Annotated in this window: 16 protein-coding genes; 9 read left to right on the forward strand and 7 right to left on the reverse strand. The window is 64.7% G+C overall.

The genetic code is table 11. From position 1 onward, the window contains the following. Positions 1-20: 20 nt before the first annotated feature. Positions 21-944 (reverse strand): aldo/keto reductase, encoded by a 924-nt coding sequence (locus B2246_RS21950; protein ID WP_286881040.1) that lies wholly within the window; start codon positions 942-944, stop codon positions 21-23. 171 nt (positions 945-1,115) lie between these two features. On the opposite strand from B2246_RS21950, the gene B2246_RS21955 reads away from it, so the two are divergent. The 6 genes from B2246_RS21955 (at position 1,116) to B2246_RS21980 (ending at position 5,486) form a co-directional block, all read left to right on the forward strand. Then, complete coding sequence (locus tag B2246_RS21955; protein ID WP_411860109.1) at positions 1,116-1,979, forward strand: branched-chain amino acid ABC transporter permease; 864 nt, start codon at positions 1,116-1,118, stop codon at positions 1,977-1,979. Continuing rightward, positions 1,976-2,971 carry a branched-chain amino acid ABC transporter permease gene (locus tag B2246_RS21960; protein WP_286881044.1) on the forward strand — a complete coding sequence of 332 codons (996 nt, stop codon included), beginning with the start codon at positions 1,976-1,978 and terminating at the stop codon, positions 2,969-2,971. Before B2246_RS21955 ends, B2246_RS21960 begins: the two co-directional genes overlap by 4 nt. After that, the gene (locus B2246_RS21965; protein WP_008651213.1) at positions 2,968-3,720 is read left to right on the forward strand and encodes an ABC transporter ATP-binding protein; all 753 of its coding nucleotides are present in this window, start codon (positions 2,968-2,970) and stop codon (positions 3,718-3,720) included. Before B2246_RS21960 ends, B2246_RS21965 begins: the two co-directional genes overlap by 4 nt. Next, positions 3,713-4,414 (forward strand): ABC transporter ATP-binding protein, encoded by a 702-nt coding sequence (locus B2246_RS21970; RefSeq protein ID WP_008651221.1) that lies wholly within the window; start codon positions 3,713-3,715, stop codon positions 4,412-4,414. The genes B2246_RS21965 and B2246_RS21970 overlap by 8 nt, the downstream gene beginning before the upstream one ends. 234 nt (positions 4,415-4,648) lie before the next feature. Then, complete coding sequence (locus tag B2246_RS21975) at positions 4,649-4,915, forward strand: hypothetical protein (protein ID WP_008651222.1); 267 nt, start codon at positions 4,649-4,651, stop codon at positions 4,913-4,915. 103 nt (positions 4,916-5,018) lie between these two features. After that, a complete protein-coding gene (locus B2246_RS21980) occupies positions 5,019-5,486 on the forward strand; it encodes a GNAT family N-acetyltransferase (RefSeq protein WP_008651223.1) in 468 nt (155 codons plus the stop codon). 37 nt (positions 5,487-5,523) lie between these two features. On the opposite strand, the gene B2246_RS21985 is transcribed toward B2246_RS21980, so the two are convergent. The 5 genes from B2246_RS21985 to B2246_RS22005 all read right to left on the reverse strand — a co-directional run bounded on the left by B2246_RS21985 (position 5,524) and on the right by B2246_RS22005 (position 11,169). After that, a complete protein-coding gene (locus tag B2246_RS21985; protein ID WP_186425172.1) occupies positions 5,524-6,705 on the reverse strand; it encodes an ABC transporter substrate-binding protein in 1,182 nt (393 codons plus the stop codon). 135 nt (positions 6,706-6,840) lie between these two features. After that, on the reverse strand, positions 6,841-8,202 hold the full coding sequence (locus B2246_RS21990) for a GntP family permease (protein WP_008651225.1): 1,362 nt from the start codon (positions 8,200-8,202) through the stop codon (positions 6,841-6,843). Between the two features lie 188 nt (positions 8,203-8,390). After that, positions 8,391-8,783, reverse strand: a complete 393-nt coding sequence (locus tag B2246_RS21995; RefSeq protein ID WP_008651227.1) for a RidA family protein — start codon at positions 8,781-8,783, stop codon at positions 8,391-8,393. Positions 8,784-8,797: 14 nt separating this feature from the next. Further along, positions 8,798-10,261, reverse strand: coding sequence for an N-acyl-D-amino-acid deacylase family protein (locus B2246_RS22000; RefSeq protein ID WP_286881052.1), 1,464 nt, complete (start codon positions 10,259-10,261; stop codon positions 8,798-8,800). A 2-nt stretch (positions 10,262-10,263) separates the two neighbouring features. Next, the gene (locus B2246_RS22005) at positions 10,264-11,169 is read right to left on the reverse strand and encodes a MurR/RpiR family transcriptional regulator (RefSeq protein WP_286881054.1); all 906 of its coding nucleotides are present in this window, start codon (positions 11,167-11,169) and stop codon (positions 10,264-10,266) included. Positions 11,170-11,301: 132 nt separating this feature from the next. Between B2246_RS22005 and B2246_RS22010 the strand changes: the two genes are divergently transcribed. From B2246_RS22010 to B2246_RS22020, 3 genes are all read left to right on the forward strand, one after another. Then, positions 11,302-12,573: an amino acid deaminase gene (locus tag B2246_RS22010; RefSeq protein ID WP_286881056.1), complete on the forward strand. Its 1,272-nt coding sequence runs from the start codon at positions 11,302-11,304 to the stop codon at positions 12,571-12,573. Between the two features lie 57 nt (positions 12,574-12,630). Further along, positions 12,631-13,566 carry a sugar kinase gene (locus B2246_RS22015; RefSeq protein WP_011519201.1) on the forward strand — a complete coding sequence of 312 codons (936 nt, stop codon included), beginning with the start codon at positions 12,631-12,633 and terminating at the stop codon, positions 13,564-13,566. A gap of 79 nt (positions 13,567-13,645) precedes the next feature. Then, positions 13,646-14,287, forward strand: coding sequence for a bifunctional 4-hydroxy-2-oxoglutarate aldolase/2-dehydro-3-deoxy-phosphogluconate aldolase (locus tag B2246_RS22020; RefSeq protein WP_286881058.1), 642 nt, complete (start codon positions 13,646-13,648; stop codon positions 14,285-14,287). Positions 14,288-14,405: 118 nt separating this feature from the next. On the opposite strand, the gene B2246_RS22025 is transcribed toward B2246_RS22020, so the two are convergent. Beyond that, on the reverse strand, positions 14,406-14,534 hold the full coding sequence (locus B2246_RS22025; RefSeq protein WP_008651235.1) for an entericidin A/B family lipoprotein: 129 nt from the start codon (positions 14,532-14,534) through the stop codon (positions 14,406-14,408). Positions 14,535-14,617 lie beyond the last annotated feature (83 nt).

Here is a 14,617-nt window from a genome sequence, read left to right on the forward strand (position 1 = left end):
GCCAGCAGTCAGGTCAGCAGTCAGGCCAGCGCCGCTGCGATGCGGGCGCGTTCGGGCGTATCGGGCATCCGCCCGAACGCGGCGCCAGCGTTGTCGAGCATATTGCGCGGATTGGAAGTGGCCGGGATGGCGGCGGTGACGGCAGGATGACTGACGATGAACTTCAGGAAGAGTTGCCCCCAGGACTCGCAGTCAACCTCGGCGGCCCAGTCTGGCACGGGCTTGCCCTTGACGGCCGCAAACAGGCGCCCGTCCTGGAATGGGCGGTTGATCAGCACAGCCACGCCGCGCTCCTGGCATAGCGGCAGCAAAACGCGCTCGGCACCACGTTCGCCCAGTGAATAGTTGATCTGGACGAAGTCGAGCCTCTCGGCCCGCACGATCTGCGCGACGGCATCCTGCGCGTCTTCGCGATAGTGGGTGATGCCGATATACCGCGTCTTGCGCTGTTCCTTCCACTGCCGAAGCAGCTTCAGGTTGTCGCGCCAGTCGATCAGGTTGTGCACCTGCAGCAAATCGACTGCATCCGTATGCAGATCAGATAGCGAACTGGCGAACTGCGCTGGCGCACTGGCTGCGTTGGCTGAGATCTTGGTGGCCAGGAAGACGCGGCGCCGCGCGTCGGCGGCTTGTAGCAGGTCGCCGGTCACCGCTTCGGCGCTGCCATAGCTCGGCGCGGTATCGACGACGGCGCTTGGCAGGCGTTGCAGCAGCACGGACATGACTTCGGTCAGGGGCGCGCGTTCTTCGCTGCTCTTGCCGGTGTTGAACGTACGGGCCGTGCCCATGCCAATGACGGGCAATTGCACGGTTGAGCCCGGAATCTTGCGCCGCATCGGCGCGTCGACGGTTGCGGCGCTGGCGGTGTTGCCGAGCGTGAGGCCGGCTGGCAGCGCGGCCAGCGAGGCGGAGATTCCCAGAAAGGTGCGGCGGTCAATCGACATGGCGATGTCCCCGGCTGTCAGGTGCAACGACCTTAGCGCTTGTGGGGGGCGAAGTAAACCGGCGCCGGGTGCTGCGCGGGTCGCGCCCGATTGCAAAAATGCGGCGAGACCGGAACAATCGCCGCCAACCTTCCCGAACCCGCGGTCATCCATAAAAAGGACCGGATTGTGATATCGAGCTTGCCTGGCGTGCTGTTCGATGGCGTGGCATACGGCAGCCTGCTGTTCCTTATCAGCATCGGGCTGTCCGTGACGATGGGGCTGATGAACTTCGTGAACCTGGCGCATGGCGCGTTCGCGATGCTTGGCGGCTACGTGGCGGTGGTGCTGATGAACCGGGCCGGGGTGCCGTTCCTGGCAGCATTGCCGCTGGCGTTTCTGGGCGCGGCGGCAGCCGGCTGGGTGCTTGAGCGCACGCTCTATCGCAGGCTGTACCGGGCCAGCCACCTGGACCAGGTGCTGTTCTCGATCGGCCTGACGTTCATGGCGATGGCGGGCGCGACGTGGCTATTCGGGCCGGGCCAGCAGCCCGTGGTATTGCCGGATTTCCTGATCGGGCAGATTCGCGTGGGCGGGGTCGACCTCGGCGCCTACCGCCTGTTCCTGATCGCGGTGGTGATCGTCATCACGCTGGCGCTTGGGTGGCTTGTTGCGCGTACCCGCTTTGGCGCGCAGGTGCGCGCGGCAGTCGATCATCAGCAGGCGGCGCGCGGGCTTGGCATCGACGTCGAACGCGTGTTCAGCCTGACCTTCGCGCTGGGATCGGGTCTGGCCGGTCTTGGCGGTGGGCTGGGCATCGACGTGCTGGGCCTCGATCCCACGTTCCCGCTCAAGTACATGGTGTATTTCCTGCTCGTGGTCGCCGTTGGCGGTGCCGGGAGTATCCGTGGCTCGCTGGTCGCTGCGATCGTGTTGGGCGTGGCGGACGTGGGAGGCAAGTACTACGTGCCCGAGATCGGCGCGTTCGTGATCTACGCGATGATGGTGCTGCTGCTGGTAGCGTTTCCGGCAGGTCTCTACGGGAGGCGCGCATGAAGACCCGTGTGCATCGTCTGCCCGATGGCCGCTGGCATCCGGCGGAGATCGTGTTCTGGCTGGTGCCGGTCATGGCGTTCTTCTTGCTGCCCGACTATCTGATCCTCGGCAGCCAGATCCTGATCGTCGGACTCTTCGCGCTATCGCTCGATCTGATCCTGGGCTATGCGGGCATCGTGTCGCTGGGCCATGCGGCGTTCTTTGGCCTGGGCGCGTACATGGCCGGTCTGCTTGGCGCGCATGGCTGGGGTGAGCCACTCACGGGCTTGCTAGCCGCGGCAGCGGTGGCGGCGCTGGCCGGATGGCTGTGCAGCTTCCTCGTAATCCGGGGCGGCGATCTGACCCGCTTGATGGTGACGCTCGGCATCGGTCTGATGCTGTTCGAGGCGGCGAACAAGGCGGCGCTTCTGACGGGTGGCGTCGACGGGCTCTCCGGCGTGACGATAAACAAGCTCCTTGGCATGTTCGAGTTCGACCTGTTCGGCAAGACCGCCTATGTCTACAGCCTGGTGGTGCTGTTTGTGATCTTCCTGCTGGTGCGAAGGCTGGTGGCCTCGCCATTCGGTCTGTCGCTGCGCGGCATTCGCGAGGGCGCGCGGCGAATGCCAGCGCTGGGGACCGACGTGCCCGCACGGCTTCGGGCGGTCTTCACGGTGGCGGCGGCGATTGCCGGCGTGGCGGGGGGCTTGCTGGCCCAGACCACGCAGTTTGTCGGCATGGATGTGCTCGGCTTTCCGCGCTCGGCCGAATTGCTGGTGATGCTGGTGCTTGGTGGCACTGGGCGGCTTTACGGCGCGTTGGTCGGTGCGGCATTGTTCATGATCGCGCAGGACGTCCTGGCTGGTATCAACCCCGTGTACTGGCAATTCTGGATCGGGTTGCTACTGGTGGTCATCGTGCTGTTCGCGAGAGGTGGTGTGATGGGGGCGCTGTCGGCGCTAGGCCGGCGCAGGCATCCGTCCGTACCTGCGCGAAAGGAGGCCGACGCATGACCGCGATCCTGCGCACGGAAGGGCTGAGCAAATCGTGGGGCCCGTTCGCGGCGAACAGCGACATCGCGCTGACGTTCGAACCGGGTGCCCGCCATGCGCTGATCGGACCCAATGGGGCGGGCAAGACCACCTTCGTCAACCTGCTGACCGGGGCGCTGGCCCCGTCGGCAGGACGCATCTGGCTCGGCGAGCGTGACATCACCACGCTGCCGCAGCACGCGCGCGTGAAGCTGGGCATGACGCGCACATTCCAGATCAACACGCTGTTCCCCGGGCTGACGGTGCTCGAATCGGTAGTGCTGGCGGTCGCCGAACGCACGGGGGCGGGGCGCGTCTGGAGGCGCACGGTGGCGTCGCAGGCGGCACTCGTCGACGAGGCGATGGCAGTGCTGGCCATGCTCAGGCTCGAGGCCGACGCCGATGTCGAGACCCGGCAATTGCCCTATGGCAAACAGCGCCTGCTGGAGATGGCGCTCGCGCTGGCCACGCGGCCTTCGATCCTGCTGCTCGACGAGCCCGCCGCCGGCATTCCGACCGGTGAGAGTGCCGAGTTATTCGCGGTGATTGCAGCGCTGCCCCGCGACATCACCATCGTTTTCATCGAGCACGATATGGATCTGGTGTTCCGCTTCGCAGAACGCATCACGGTGCTGGTGGCCGGGCGCGTGTTGATGGAAGGGACGCCGGCTGAAGTCTCCACCGACCCAAGAGTGCGTGAGGTCTATCTTGGGGAGGCCGCCCATGAGTGATCTGCTACGGCTGGAGGCCGTCAGCGCCGGGTATGGCGAGGCGACGGTGCTCGAGCAGATTGATCTGGCGCTGGGCGCCGGCGACAGCCTCGCGCTGCTGGGCCGTAACGGTGTGGGCAAGACGACGTTGCTGTCCACGCTGATGGGCTTCACGCGATTGCGTGGGGGCAAGCTGCTCTGGCAAGGGCGGGATCTGGCCAGGGTGCCGCCGCATCGCCGTGCCCAGAGCGGCATCGGTTGGGTGCCGCAGGAGCGCTGGGTCTTTCCCTCGCTGACCGTGGAGGAGCATCTCGGCGCGGTGGCCCGGCCCGGGCCATGGGATGTCCAGCGTGTGTATCGGACCTTTCCGAGGTTGGGTGAGCGCCGGCGTAATCTCGGCAACCAGTTGTCTGGCGGGGAGCAGCAGATGCTGGCCATTGGCCGGGCACTGATGGTCAACCCCGCCTTGTTGCTGCTGGACGAGCCGATGGAAGGGCTGGCCCCGGTCATCGTGCAGGAGTTGCAGCGCGTGATCGCGGGGCTGATCGCAGATGCGGGGATGGCTGTGATCGTGGTGGAGCAACACGCGCGGTTGGCCTTGGGCATGACCCGGCAGGCGATTGTTCTGGACCGGGGCCGAGTGGTGCACCGGTCGGATAGCGCCACACTGCTGGCCGACAAGGCGTTGCTGGATCGGCTGGTTTCGGTCCGATAGCCGAGGGGCGGGGCGTTCGCAGTAGCGCTCGGACGATTCCGAACGTTTTCGGAATCGTCTTATATCCGCGTGGTCTCCCGGCTTTGACAATGCATGGGTCGCTGCAAGGGTGGCGACGCGGGCCACACGCCCGCCTGAACGCTTTGTCGAAAGAAAGGAGTCACGCCATGCATCGCCACGATGTCTGCATCTTACTTGCCGTTCCGGTCTCCCTCCCCCTGGGGAGGCCGGGGCATGGATAAGCCGGTACCCGGAGCCGCTTCGCGCAAGCCCGCCGGCAAGCGGCAGGCCGGGCCACCAGGGCAACCCAATGCGGGCTTTCCATCGCCGGATGTGATGGCGTTCCGGCAGTTGCAGCGCGTCGAAGGGGCAATGGGTGTGGTGACGGTTGCAGTCGAGCACGCCGCCGCGCCGGAGTTTTCGAATGAAGGGGCTGCGCTGATCCTGCGCATGTTGAGGCAGGAGGCAGCCAGGGCTCTCGAGGAGCTGTCGCCGTACTGATTGGCGCCGGGGCGGATTCACGGCTTGTGGTATCCGCTCCGCCAATGCCCGTCAGTGCATCCGATCCAATCCTGGATCGCAATTGGTAACAGGATTCTTGTCCATGGATGTTCGTACCATCGGTGTCGATGACCTCGACCTGATTTGCCAGCATCGGGAGGCGATGTTTCAGGAGGCAGGCTTTGCCCCGGGCACGTTGCGCACGATGACAGACCACTTTCGCGCCTGGCTGCGGCCACGCCTGGCGGATGGCAGCTACTTCGGCTTTCTGCTGATAGATGTGGGGCAGCCTGTAGCGGGTATCGGCCTGATGCTGGTCGACTGGCCACCGCATCCCGCGCATCCGACGCAGGATCGCCGGGGCTATGTCCTCAACGTCTATGTGGAGCCGACGCGCCGGCGCCGGGGTCTGGCGCAGCAGTTGATGGCGCTGGCCGAGGCGGAGTTCGCGGGACGCGGCGTGGAGTTTGCCATTCTCCACGCTACCGAGGCAGGTCGACCGCTCTATCAACGGAGCGGCTGGAATCAGACTTCGGAGATGTCCAAGGTGATTGCCCCACCCGCGCCGTGATGGCCCGGGCGCGGGAACCACGCCGAGCGCCCTGGGGCTACTTTCCCGAGTCCTTCACGCCATCGAACTTGTCGAATTCGACGTTGTAGAGTTCGCCGTTCACCTTCTCTACCTTCCGGATATAGACCGTCTGGACCACGTCGCGGGTGGCGGGGTCAATCGTGATGGCGCCGCGCGGGCTCTGCAGTTTCATGCCCTTCAGCGCGCCAACGAGCTTGTCGCCGTCCGTCGCGCCGTTGGTCTTCTTCAGCGCATCGTAGATGGCGGCCATGCCGTCGTATGCGGCCACGGCCATGAAATTCGGGCGTCCGGCCCCTGGGTTGGCATCGGCAAAGGCCTTCAGGAACGCCTTGTTCTCCTTCGAATCATGCGCCGCCGAGTAGTGGAACGACGTGATCACGCCCAGCGTGGCATCGCCCATGGCCGGTAGCACGTGGTCGTCAGTCAGGTCGCCCGTGGCGATGACGCGGATACCGGCATCGGCCAGCCCACGTTCGCGGAAGCCCTTCATGAACGCCACGCCCTGTTCGCCTGCGGGCAGGAACAGGAACACGGCCTCGGGTTTGGCATCCTTGATGCGCTGGATGAATGGGGCGAACTCGGGATTCCGTAGCGGCACGCGGATCGATTCGACAATCTGGCCGCCACCGCCCAGGAAGTTGGTCTTGAAGGCCGTTTCGGCGTCGATGCCAGGGGCGTAGTCTGCGACCAGCGTCACGACCTTGCGGATGTTATTGCGAACGGCCCACGTCGCCATCGGCGCCGAGATCTGCGGCAGCGTCATCGACACGCGGGTGATGTAGTTCGACTTGGTAGTGATGACCGACGACGCCGCATTGAAAATCACCATCGGCTTCTTCGCCTGCTCGGCGACCGGCGCAACGGCCAGCGCCTCGGGCGTCAGGCCGAAACCTGCCAGGATATCGACCTTGTCGCGCACCACGAGCTCTTGCGCCAGCCGCTTGGCGACCTCGGGAACCGGACCCGTGGTGTCCTTCATGATCACTTCGATCTTGCGGCCCGCCACGACGTCGCCGTTCAGCTTCTGCCAGGCCTTGATGCCGCCTTCCATCTGCTTGCCGTAGTCGGCAAAGCTGCCAGAAAACGGGGCGATCAGGCCGATCTTCACGGGATCGGCTGCAAGGGTGAGGAGGGGATACGTGAGGACGGCGAAGGCGCTGCACGCCGTGATGGCACGCCGCATCGGACTGAACGTCATGAGAGTCTCCCGGAAGTGCAGCATCGGACGGCTGCATCGAAGAGGGAGTGTAGGAGGGGTGGGGGCTTTGTGCTACCCCGGGTTTTCTCCCCCGCCGCCGGGCGGAACAGGGGGAGAAAACACCGCCGCGAAGCCTCAGGTCACCGTCGCCAGTCCCAGCGTCAGTAGCAACGCCACGACCGAAATGATCGTTTCGGCGACCGACCAGGTCTTGAAGGTCTGGGTCACTGTCATGTTGAAGTACTCCTTGACCAGCCAGAAGCCGCCGTCGTTGACGTGCGACAGGATCAGCGAACCGGCGCCGGTCGTCAGCACCAGCAGTTCGGGGCGCGTGCCCGGCACGCTGGCGGCGATCGGGGCGACGATGCCGGCGGCGGTGGTCATGGCCACGGTGGCCGAGCCGGTGGCGATGCGGATCATCACGGCCACCAGCCAGCCGAGTACCAGCACCGAGACGTTTGCGTGGGTGGCTACGTCGACGATGGCGGTGGAGATGCCGGAGTCGCGCAGGATGCGGCCGAAGCCACCGCCGGCACCCACCACGAGGATGATGATGGCGGTCGGTGCCACGCACTCGTTGGTGAACTTCAGGATTGCATCGCGACCGAAGCCGCGGGCCTTGCCGAAGGTATAGAAGCTGACCAGCGCGGCGATCAGCAGTGCCATGACCGAGTTGCCGATCAGCTTGAGGAAGTCGTTGGCGAAGGTCTTTGGCGTGGCAATCAGGTCCGCCCAGCTACCAATCAGCATCAGAATCACCGGCAGCAGGATCGTGAAGATGGTGATGCCGAAGCCCGGCAATTGGCGCGTGCCCTTGATGTTCTCGGCTTCTTCGGTGAACTGCGCGGCCAGCGGGTTGACCTCGGGCAGTTTCACGTGGCGGTCGATCAGCTTGGCGAACAGCGGGCCAGCGATGGCGGCTGTCGGGACACCGACGATCAGCGCGTACATGATCGTCTTGCCCATGTCAGCGCCGTAGGCCTGCACGGCCAGCAGCGCGGCAGGGTGCGGCGGAATCAGCCCGTGCACCACCGAGAGGCCGGCCACCATCGGGATGCCAACCAGCACCATCGAGGTATTGGTGCGCTTGGCCACGTTGAAGGCGATCGGCACGAGCAGCACGAAGCCCACCTCGAAGAACACTGGCAGGCCGACGATGAAGGCGATGACCACCATCGCCCAGTGCACGTTCTTCTCGCCGAAGAAGTCGATCAGCGTCAGCGCGATGCGCTCGGCGCCGCCCGATTCGGCCATCATCTTGCCAAGCATCGTTCCGAGCCCGATCACGAGCGCGATATGCCCGAGCGTGCCGCCCACACCCGCTTCGAACGACTTGATGATGTCGCCCATCGGCATCCCTACGGCGAAGCCCAGGGCCACCGAGACCACCACGAGCGTGATGAATGGGTTCAGTTTGAATTTGGCGATCAGGATCACCAGCGCGATCACGGCGATCAGCGCATAGACCAAGAGCGTGGTTCCGGTAACGGCACCCATGTCGTCTCCTTTTTGCGGGTGCCGTCGGTCCGGACGGTCCGCTTCCGCGTGTGAAAAAGCCGCTATGCCTTGTGTCGCGTAGCGGCGGGTTGAGAAAGCTGAAAAAGCAGAAAAGCTAAGAAGCTAAAAGCTATGAAGCTGTGGCCCTGGCTCGGCTGGCTCGCCGACCACGCCCACGCCGGCCGGGTTCAGGCCGCCGGCTTCTTGTAAGCGATGCAGTCCACTTCGACCTTGCAGTCGACCACCATGCTCGATTGCACGCAGGCCCGGGCCGGCGGATTGGCGCCGAAGTATTCCTTGAAGATCTTGTTGAACGACGTGAAGTCGCGGGCATCGTCCAGCCAGACGCCGCAGCGAACCACATGCTCCGGGCCGTAGCCGGCTTCCGCCAGGATGGCCATGACGTTCTGAATGGCCTGGTGGCTCTGCGCGACGATGCCGCCGTCGATGACTTCGCCGTTGACCATCGGTACCTGGCCCGATACGTAGAGCCAGCCGTCCGCTTGCACGGCGCGTGCGAACGGCATGTGCGAGCCGCCCTGGCCGGTGCCACCTTCGACGCCGAATCGTTTGATATCCATGGAAACTCCTGTTTTCAGTGTGGTGGCTGGGTGCCGCGCGGCAGGAAGCGGCCGGCGCGTACGCCGGTGGCGGCGCGTTGCCGCCATGTCAACTCGCCGTTGACCCAGACGGCCGCAATGCCTTCGGCCGGTTGCTGTGGATCGGTGAAGCTCGCCGCGTCGCGGATCGTGGCGGCGTCGAACAGAACGAGATCGGCCCAGTAGCCTTCGCGCACGAAGCCGCGACCGGTCAGGCCGAAGCGCTCGGCCGACATGCCCGTCATCTTGTTGACGGCCACCGCGAGCGGGAACAGTTCGCGATCGCGCGCGTAGTGGCCCAGCACGCGTGGAAATGCGCCCCACAGGCGCGGATGTGGCAGCGGATCGTTGGGTAGCCCGTCGGATCCAACTACGGTGGCCGGATGGCTCAGGATGCGATCGACGTCCGCATCCTCCATGCAGTGATAGACAGCGCCGGCGGGCTGCAGGCGGCGTGCCGCCTCAAGCAGGTCGACGTTCCATTCGGCGGCGATATCGGCCAGCAGCCGGCCACCCATCGTGGGATGTGGCTCGGACCAGGTGACCTGGATGTCGAAGTCGCTGGTGACCTGCTTGAGATCGAGTGTCGACGAACTGGCGGTGTAGGGGTAGCAGTCGCAGCCGACCGGTTGCCAACGTTCCGCGCCTTCGAGCGCGGCGAGCACCTCGCCGCTACGGCCCCAGTTCGACACGCCCGCGCATTTCAGGTGCGAGATCACCACCGGCACGCGCGCGTGGCGGCCGATGCGAAAGGCTTCGTCCATCGCGTCCAGAATCTCGGCGAACTCGCTGCGCAAGTGGGTGGCGTAGATCGCGCCTGCCTTGGCCAGCGGTTCGGCCAGCGCCAGCACTTCATCGGTGGGAGCGTGGAATGCGTTGGCATATGCCAGGCCGGTGGAAAGCCCAAGCGCACCATGATCCAGGGCTTCCTGAAGCTGGCCGCGCATTGCGGCGGTCTCGGCCTCGGTCGCGGGCCTGTCCAGCCGATCCATATGATTGCTGCGCAGCGCGGTATGGCCGACCAGTGCGGCCACGTTCACGGCTGGTTGCGCGGCGTTGACGGCAGCCACGTACGTTTTGAAGTCGGGGTAGCGAAAGGCGTCGGCGCGGCCCAGCAGGTTCATCGGGTCGGGTGGATCACCGGCCAGCGTGACGGGCGCGGCGCTGATGCCGCAGTTTCCGACGACCACGGTGGTCACGCCTTGGGAGATCTTCGGGGTCATCGCGGGCTCACGCACGACATTGGTGTCGTCGTGCGTATGGACATCGATGAACCCGGGGGAGAGCACCAGACCGTGACCCTCCACGACGTTCGACGCCGAATCGGGGTCGATCGCGCCTGGCTCATCGATGCGGGCGATGCGGCCATCGCGAATTGCCACGTCGGCCAGGCGCGCCGCGGCGCCCGAGCCATCAAGCAGCAGCACGCAGCGGATCAGGGTATCGAACAGGTGTGGCATCGTCAGTCTCCGAGCGGCTGGCGGCTGTCCGGCCCGTCACTGTCCTGGCTGATGCCACGGTGGGCATCCAGCACGTATTTCAGCCGGCGCAGCTTTTCCTTGCTTTGCTCCTGTTGCAGCAGCGCAAAGCGGGTGGCCAGTACGTCCAGCACCATCAGCATCGCGTAGCGCGAGGCCGACGGCTTGAAGATGAAATCCGTTTCCAGCGTCCGCACGGGCAGGAGCACGTCGGCGCGCGCGGCCAGCGGCGAGCCAAGCGCGGTCACGGCAATCAGCCGCGCGCCATACTCGCGCGCGATGTCGCAACTGGCGAGTATCTCCGGCACGCTGCCGCTGGCCGAGAACGCCAGTACCACGTCATCGCGCGTCAGCGTTGCGGCGACCATCTTCTGCAGCAGTGCGTCGTGATACGTGGCCACCGGGTGCCCCAATCGCGCCAGCCGATACCGCGCCTCGTCGGCCATGAAGGTCGAGCCTCCACCCATGCCAAAAGCGTAGACCATGCGTGCGTTGAGTAACAGGCGCGCGGCAATGTCGATCCGCTCGGGATCGATCAACTTTCGGTTGACTTCGAGCGTGGTGAGAACGTCGCCGTGGATGCGCTCGGCCAGGGCGGCCGGCGCGTCGGTATCGACCGGGCCCGGCGCCGGTTGCAGGAAACGCGATCCCACTGCCGTGGCTTGTGCCAGGCGCAGCTTCAGGTCGCGGACGTCACGGCAACCGATGGCTTTTGCAAAGCGCGTGACACTTGCCTCGCTGACCGCCGCCTTGCGCGCCAGTTCGTTGATGCTGGCCGCCGCGGCCCCGGCAAGATCCTCAAGAATCACCTGCGCCACTTTCTGCTCGGCCAGTCGCAATGACGGGCCACGCTCGGCGATGCGGGTCAGGATATCGAAGGGCGCAGTCATGGCGTACGGTGGGTGGGCGGGCCCCGTCGGTTACCTCTGCCGACGAAGCATGTTACTTTCTAACAAGGATGAAATATCGTAGTTTCAAGGCTATCATTACGTCAATTGAATTTTGACGGGGTGATGTCAGTCATGCGTGAAATAAAGTACCAGACCGGTATGATCGATCCGCTGAACAAGGCGATGGGGCGTCTGGACGCGCCGCTCACGCCGTCCGAGGCGGGTCAGCCGGGCTGGCGTCTGCTGGCCGAAGAGCTCAGTCTCCCGGCAGCAGTGCTCTATGAAGACCGTCTGACGCACAACCTGCAGTGGATGCGCAATTTCATGGGCGCATACGGCGTGCAGCTGGCACCGCATGGCAAAACGACGATGGCGCCGAAACTGTTCGCGCGTCAGCTTGCCGAGGGCGCGTGGGGCATCACGCTGGCCACCGCCCATCAGACCGCGGCGGCAGCCGCGCACGGCGTCAAGCGCGTGCTGATGGCCAATCAGCTTGTGGGGCGGCGCAATATGGAGATCGTTGCCGATCTGCTGGCAGCCGATCCGTCATTCGAGTTCTTCTCGCTGGTCGATTCGGCCGCGCTCGTCGACCAGCTTGGCGCGTTCTTCGACGCGCGTGGTCAGACGCTGCAGGTGCTGCTGGAACTGGGTGTCGAGGGCGGCCGGACCGGTGTGCGCGATGCCGCGCAGCAGGCGGACGTGCTCGATGCGCTGTCACGCTGGCCGAACGCCCTGAAGCTGGCTGGCGTCGAGATCTATGAAGGCGTGTTGCAGCAGGAAGCCGATATCCGCAAGCTTCTGCAGCGCACGGTGGCCGTAACGCGCGAACTGGCCGCGGCGGAGCGTTTCGGACGCAGCCCGGTGGTGATGTCCGGCGCGGGCTCGGCATGGTACGACGTGGTGGCCGAAGAGTTCGCGCGCACCGATATTGGGATGCCGATCGATATCGTGCTGCGTCCCGGGTGCTACCTGACGCACGACGTCGGCGTCTATCGAGCGGCGCAGGAACGCATCCTGGCGAGTAATCCGGTGGCGCAGAAGATGCGGGAGGGCCTGTTGCCCGCGCTGCAGCTCTGGGCCTATGTGCAGTCGATTCCCGAGCCAAACCGCGCCATCATCGGCATGGGCAAGCGGGATGCCGCGTTCGATGCGGGCATGCCGATACCGGCGCAGATGTATCGTCCGGGTGCGGCCGGCCCTGTTGCCACGCCCGCGCGCTGGAAAGTGACGGGCATGATGGATCAGCACGCCTATCTGGAAATCGAGGCTGGCGATGACATCCGCGTCGGCGATATGATTGCCTTCGATATCTCGCATCCTTGCCTGACCTTCGACAAGTGGCGCCATATTCCTGTGCTGGACAGCCAGTTCCAGGTCATCGACATTGTTCAGACGTTCTTCTGACCCCGGTGTCAGTCCCCGTGGCCAGACCGAATGGAATGAAGAGGAGATGAAGCCGAGATGAGTATCGATATCCTTGCCTATGGCGAACCGCTGATCGAGTTCAACCAGCAGCCCGACGATCCGTCGCGTTACCTGCAGGGCTTTGGCGGCGATACCTCCAATTTCTGCATTGCCGCCGCGCGCCAGGGCGCGACCACGGGCTACATCACCGCCGTAGGCGCCGACAGCTTCGGCGAGCGGTTGCTGGCGTTGTGGACGCGGGAACGTGTCGATACCCGACATGTGGTGGTCAATGCCTCCGCGCCCACCGGGGTCTATTTCGTCTCCCACGACAACCACGGCCATCGCTTCGACTATCTGCGCGAGCGTTCCGCGGCCAGCCGCTATCACCATGAGCAGTTGCCGCTGGCGACCATCGCGCAGGCCCGCTTTCTGCATCTCTCCGGTATCAGCCTGGCAATCAGCACCAGCGCCTGTGATGCAGGACTGGCGGCGATGGAACATGCGCGCAAGGCCGGGGCGAAAGTATCGCTCGACACGAATCTGCGATTGCGGCTCTGGTCGCTGGCCCGCGCGCGCGGCATCATGCGCGAGGCATTCTCACTGACCGACATATGCCTGCCGAGCTGGGACGACATCACGATCCTGACCGGGCTCGATGACCGCGACGCGATCGTCGACTACCTGCTGGGTTGCGGTGTGGAACTGGTTGCGCTGAAGCTCGGAGAAGAGGGCAGTTACATCGCCACGCAGGAGTCGCGCGCGCTGGTGGCGCCGTTCCCCGTACGTCCGGTCGATGCCACCGGCGCGGGCGACTGCTTCGGCGGCAGTTTCATCGCACGGCTGGCTGCGGACGCTGATCCGTTCGATGCGGCACGCTATGCCAACATTGCCGCCGCACTATCGACCACAGGTTACGGGGCCGTGGCGCCCATCCCCCATGCCGAAACCGTGCGGGCCCGGCTGGAGCAGGGCGTCACAGTTATTGCCTGATGCATTCGGCAACAGCCTTGTCCCATTTCACGACAATTCGGCCCCTTGCACCAACGCACCAATTTATCGAAGATCCGTCATGCCCATCCAAGCTTCCCCTCTGCTCGAACGCCTGACCAATGTGCCGGTGATTCCGGTGCTCGAATACCACTCCGTCGACGACGCGCTGCATATCAGCGAGGCCTTGGTGGCCGGAGGCCTGCCGCTTCTTGAGATCACGCTGCGCACACCGGTGGCATTGCAGGCGATGGAAGCCGTCGCCAAGGCCTTGCCGCAAGCCGTGGTTGGCGCTGGAACCGTGCTGACGACTGACCAACTCCAGGCCGTGCGTGATGCAGGCGCGCAGTTCGCGGTGTCGCCTGGGCTGACGCAGAAGCTGGCCGATGGCGCTCAGGATGCGGGTATTTCGCTGCTGCCGGGCGTGGCGACGGCGAGCGAGGCGATGTTCGCGCTCGAAGCGGGCTTCTCATTCCTGAAGTTCTTCCCGGCGGAGGCAGCCGGGGGCGTGCAGATGCTGAAATCGCTGCACGGACCGTTCTCTCAGCTCAAGTTCTGCCCGACTGGAGGTATCGATCTGGCGAAAGCGCCTAACTATCTGGCCTTGCCCAACGTTGTGTGCGTAGGCGGTTCGTGGGTGGTGCCGAAGGATGCGATTGCGGCGAAGGATTGGAGGCGAATCCGCAAGCTGGCCGAAGAGGCGGCCCAGTTGCGGAAGGTCTGAGCCTGACGGCAGTCGTCGAAAGGATGCGGCACTGGCAAGCCGCAACAGGAAAAAGAAAAGGGGCGCACGAGCGCCCCTTTTTCATGCTTCAGTTGGACAACCTGAGCGCTCAGCCGTCTTACTTGCGCTCGGCCGAATTCTCAAGCTTCTGACCGCCCTTCTGAATGTCCTGGCCAAGTCCTGCCATGGTATTGCAGCCTGCCAGCAATGTGGCGACCAGTACGCACCAGATCCATCCTTTCTTCACGAGGGGCTCCTTTCAGGGATAGTAATCAACGGGCACATTTTATCGCCGCGCCGATACTTGTCGATGCAGGATATGTGCCAAAG

It is taken from the genome of Cupriavidus sp. UBA2010, assembly GCF_002335265.1.
Classification (GTDB): domain Bacteria; phylum Pseudomonadota; class Gammaproteobacteria; order Burkholderiales; family Burkholderiaceae; genus Cupriavidus; species Cupriavidus metallidurans.